The organism is Kitasatospora sp. NPDC001095 (assembly GCF_053598615.1).
In genome coordinates this window covers 106,439-110,726 of the sequence record NZ_JBSFKQ010000022.1, presented here as the reverse complement: position 1 = coordinate 110,726, position 4,288 = coordinate 106,439, and the positions used below count along the sequence as shown (strand labels likewise).

At 78.8% G+C, this 4,288-nt stretch carries 1 protein-coding gene; it reads left to right on the top strand.

Annotated features, from left to right (window positions below):
• On the top strand, positions 1-4,215 hold a 4,215-nt coding region (locus tag ACWDBB_RS20015; protein WP_449790873.1), incomplete at its 5' end, for an SDR family NAD(P)-dependent oxidoreductase.
• Between the last annotated feature and the right edge of the window lie 73 nt (positions 4,216-4,288).

The window sequence follows — 4,288 nt, the reverse complement described above, 5'->3', positions numbered from 1 at the left end:
CTCACCGAGAACACCCCCTGGCCCGCCACCGGCCGCCCCCGCCGAGCCGGCGTCTCCTCCTTCGGCATCAGCGGCACCAACGCCCACGTCATCCTGGAACAGGCCCCGGTGGAGCGCGTGGCGGCCCGGGCCGCCACGCCGCCGCGCCGCACCGACGACTCGGCCGTCCCGTGGCTGCTGTCCGCCCGCAGCGCCGACGGGCTGCGCGCCCAGGCCGTCCGGCTGCGCGAACGCCTCGACGAACGCCCGGACCTGCGCCCGCTCGACCTCGGCTACTCGCTGGCCACCGGACGGACGGCCTTCGAGCACCGGGCCGCGCTGGTGTCCACGACCCGCGCGGACTTCCTGGAGCGGCTGGACGAGCTGATCGCCGACCCGGCGCCGCCCGGGCGGCGCACCGGCGGGCGGCTGGCCTTCCTGTTCGCCGGCCAGGGCAGCCAGCGGCTCGGCATGGGCCGCGGCCTCCACACGCGTTACCCGGTGTTCGCCGCGGCCTTCGACGAGGTCTGCGCCGAGCTGGACCGGCACCTGCCGCGCCCGCTGCGGGAGGTGCTCGACGCCGCACCGGACTCCGAGGCGGCCGGGCTGCTGGACCGCACCGAGTACACCCAACCCGCCCTGTTCGCGGTCGAGGTGGCGCTGTTCCGGCTGCTGGAGTCCTGGGGCGTACGGCCGGACGTGCTGGCCGGCCACTCCGTGGGGGAACTCGCCGCCGTGCACGTCGCCGGGGTTCTGGACCTGGCCGACGCGGCCGTGCTGGTGACCGCCCGGGCGCGGCTGATGCAGGCCCTTCCGCCGGGCGGGGCGATGGTGGCGGTGGCCGCCGCCGAGGCCGAGGTGTCGCCGCTGCTGACCGAGGGCGCGGCCCTCGCCGCCGTCAACGGGCCGTCCGCCGTGGTCCTCTCCGGCCGGACGGACGCGGTGCTGGCGATCGCCGAGCAGCTGGCCGGGCGCGGCCGGCGGACCACGAGGCTGCGGGTCAGCCATGCCTTCCACTCCCCCGCCATGGACCCGATGCTGGAGGAACTCCGCGCGTTCGCAGCCTCGCTGACGTACCATCAGTTTCGGATCCCGGTCGTCTCCACGGTGACCGGACGCCCGGCGACGGCGGAGGAGCTCGGCTCGCCGGACTACTGGGCGGAGCAGGTCCGCCGGCCCGTCCGGTTCCACGACGCGGTACGGCAGCTGGCCGAGGACGGCGTGACCACCCTGCTGGACGTCGGCCCGGACGGCTCGCTCGCCCCCCTCGCCGCCGGCGAGGAGGCCGGCCGGGCGGTCGCCGCACTGCGCCGCGACCGGCCCGAACCGGACGCGCTGGCCGACGCGTTGGGCCGGCTGCACGTGCGCGGCACGGCCGTCGACTGGGCGGCGTACTTCGCCGGCTCCGGCGCGCGGCGGGTCGACCTGCCGACCTACGCCTTCCAGCCGGAGCACTACTGGCTGCCCGCCTCGCCCGACCCGGACCCGGACGGCCCCGGCCCGGCGAGCGCCGGCCTCGACGCCTCCGGCCACCCGCTGCTCGGCGCGTTCGTCGAACTGCCCGACAGCGACGAGCTGGTGTGCACCGGACGGCTCTCGCTCGCCACCCACCCCTGGCTGGCCGACCACGCCGTGCGCGGCGAGGTCCTGCTGCCCGGCGCCGCCTTCGTGGAACTCGCGCTGGAGGCGGGCGCCCGCCTGGGCTGCGACCGACTGGCCGAACTCACCCTGCGCAGCCCGCTGGTGCTGCCCGAGCGGGAGCAGGACGGCGTCCGACTGCGCATCCGGGTCGCCGAGCCCACCGCCGACGGGCGCCGCCCGCTGTCGGTGTACGCCCGCCCCGACCGGGCCGCCCCGGGCGCGCTCTGGACGCTGCACGCCACCGGTGTCCTCGCCGAGGGGACACCCCCCGGAGCGGAGCTGGCCGAGTGGCCGCCGCCCGGCGCCGTCCCCGTCGAGGTCGACGGCCTGTACGAGCGGACGGCGGCCACCGGGGTGGGGTACGGCCCGGCCTTCCGGGGCCTGGGCGCGGCCTGGATCCACGACGGCCGGGTCCTCGCCGAGGTGGCGCTGCCCGAGCAGGCCGCCGCCGGGGCCGGCCGGTACGGGCTGCACCCCGCCCTGCTCGACGCCGCCCTGCACGCCGCCGTGCTGCTCGGTCCGGACGCGGACGCGGACGCGCCCGCCGCCGTACCGCGGCTGCCGTTCACCTGGTCCGAGGTGGCGCTGCACGCCACCGGCGCGGACCGGCTGCGGGTGCGGACCACCGTCGACGGCGACACCCTGGCGCTCGACGTCGCGGACGCCACCGGGGCGCCCGTCGCGACCGTCGGCTCGCTGCTGCTGCGCCCCGCCGGCCCCGGCACCGCCGACCGCCCGCTGTACGAGCTGCGCTGGCGCCCCGCGCCCGCCGACCCGGCGCCCGCCGAGGAGAGCTGGGCCGCGATCGGCCCGGACGCCCCGGCCGGACCGCCCGGCACCAGGACCGTCCGGTACGCCGACGTCGACGCGCTGTTCGCCGCCGTCGAGCACGGCACCCCGGCGCCGGACGCGGTGTCCGTCCGGGCCGCCGCCGGTACCGGCGGCAGCGTTCCTGAGCGCACCCGGACGGCGGTCAACCACACCACCGCGCTGCTCCGCTGCTGGACGTCCGACCAGCGCCTGGACGCCACCCGGCTGGTCCTGGCGACCCGCGACGCGGTGGCCGCCACGCCCGAGGACCCGGTGGTCGATCCGGCCGCGGCCGCGGTGTGGGGCCTGGTGCGGTCCGTCCAGAGCGAGCACCCCGGCCGGGTCGTGCTGGTCGACACCCGCCTCGGCGCCGACGCGGCCCTGCCCGCGGCCGTCGGCTCCGGTGAGCCCCAGTTCGCCGTGCGGGCCGGCGCCGCCCTGGTGCCCCGGCTCACCGCGGCGCCCGGCCCGTCCGGCCCGCCCGCCGCACCGGTGTTCGGGCCCGAGGGCACCGTGCTGGTCACCGGCGGCACCGGCGGCCTGGGCGCGCTGCTCGCCCGGCACCTGGTCACCGGGCACGGCGTCCGCTCCCTGCTGCTGGTCGGCCGACGCGGCCCGGACACGCCCGGCGCCGACCGGCTGGCCGCCGAACTCGGCGAACTGGGCGCCCGGGTGCGGATCGCCGCCTGCGACGTGTCCGACCGCACCGCCCTCGCGCGGCTCCTCGACACCCTGCCCACCGACCGGCCGCTCGCCGCCGTGGTGCACTGCGCCGGGGCGCTCGACGACGGTGTGCTCGAGTCGCTCACGCCCGGAAGCCTCGACCGGGTGCTGCGCCCCAAGGCCGACGCGGCCTGGCACCTGCACGAACTGACCACGGAGCTGAAGCCCGCCGCGTTCGTGCTGTACTCCTCCGTCGCCGGCATGCTCGGCTCCGCCGGGCAGGGCAACTACGCGGCCGCCAACGCCTTCCTGGACGGCCTCGCCGCGCACCGCCGCGCCCTCGGACTGCCCGCCACCGCGCTCGGCTGGGGCTGGTGGGGCGGCGGGGCGGGCATGGCCGGCGCCTTCGACGAGGCCGACCGGGCCCGGCTGGCCCGGGCCGGCATCGCCGCCCTGGAACCGCCGGAGGCACTGGCCCTGTTCGACGCCGCACTCGGCCTGGAGGCGGCGGCGCTCGCACCGGTCCGGCTCGACCCCGCCGTGCTGCGGGCCCGCGCCGACCAGGGCGTGCTCTCGCCGGTCCTGAAGGAACTGGCCACCGGCGGCGCCCGCCCGCTCCACCGCCGCGCCGCCGCCGCCCGCCCGGCTCCCGCCCCCGCGTGGCGGGAGCGGCTGCGGGACACCGCGGCGGGGCAGCGCGAGCACCTGCTGGTCGACCTGGTGCGCCGCGAGGTGGCCAAGGTCCTCGGCCGGCCCTCGCACGCCGCCGTGGCGGCCCACGACCGGCTGCTCGACCTGGGCTTCGACTCCCTCACGGCGGTGGAACTGCGCAACCGGATCGGCGAGTCGTGCGGCCTCCAGCTGCCGACCACGCTGGTCTTCGACCATCCCACCCCCGCGCGCCTGGCCGCCCACCTGCTGGAGCGGCTCGACGACGGCCCGGCCGGGACCGCGGCCACCGCCGCCACGGGGCCCGCACCCGCCGCCCCACCCGCCGCCCCCGCAGCCGAAGAGGCACCCGACCACCCGGCGGCCGGCCCCGCCCTCGCCGACCCCGCCCTCGCCGGTCTCGGCCGGGACGAACTGCTCGCCTTCATCGACGAGAACCTCAGAAGGCCCTGACCACCACCCACGACCACCCCCGGGCCGGCACGCCCGACCCGTTCCCCGCGACATGACGACGAGTGAGGTTCCG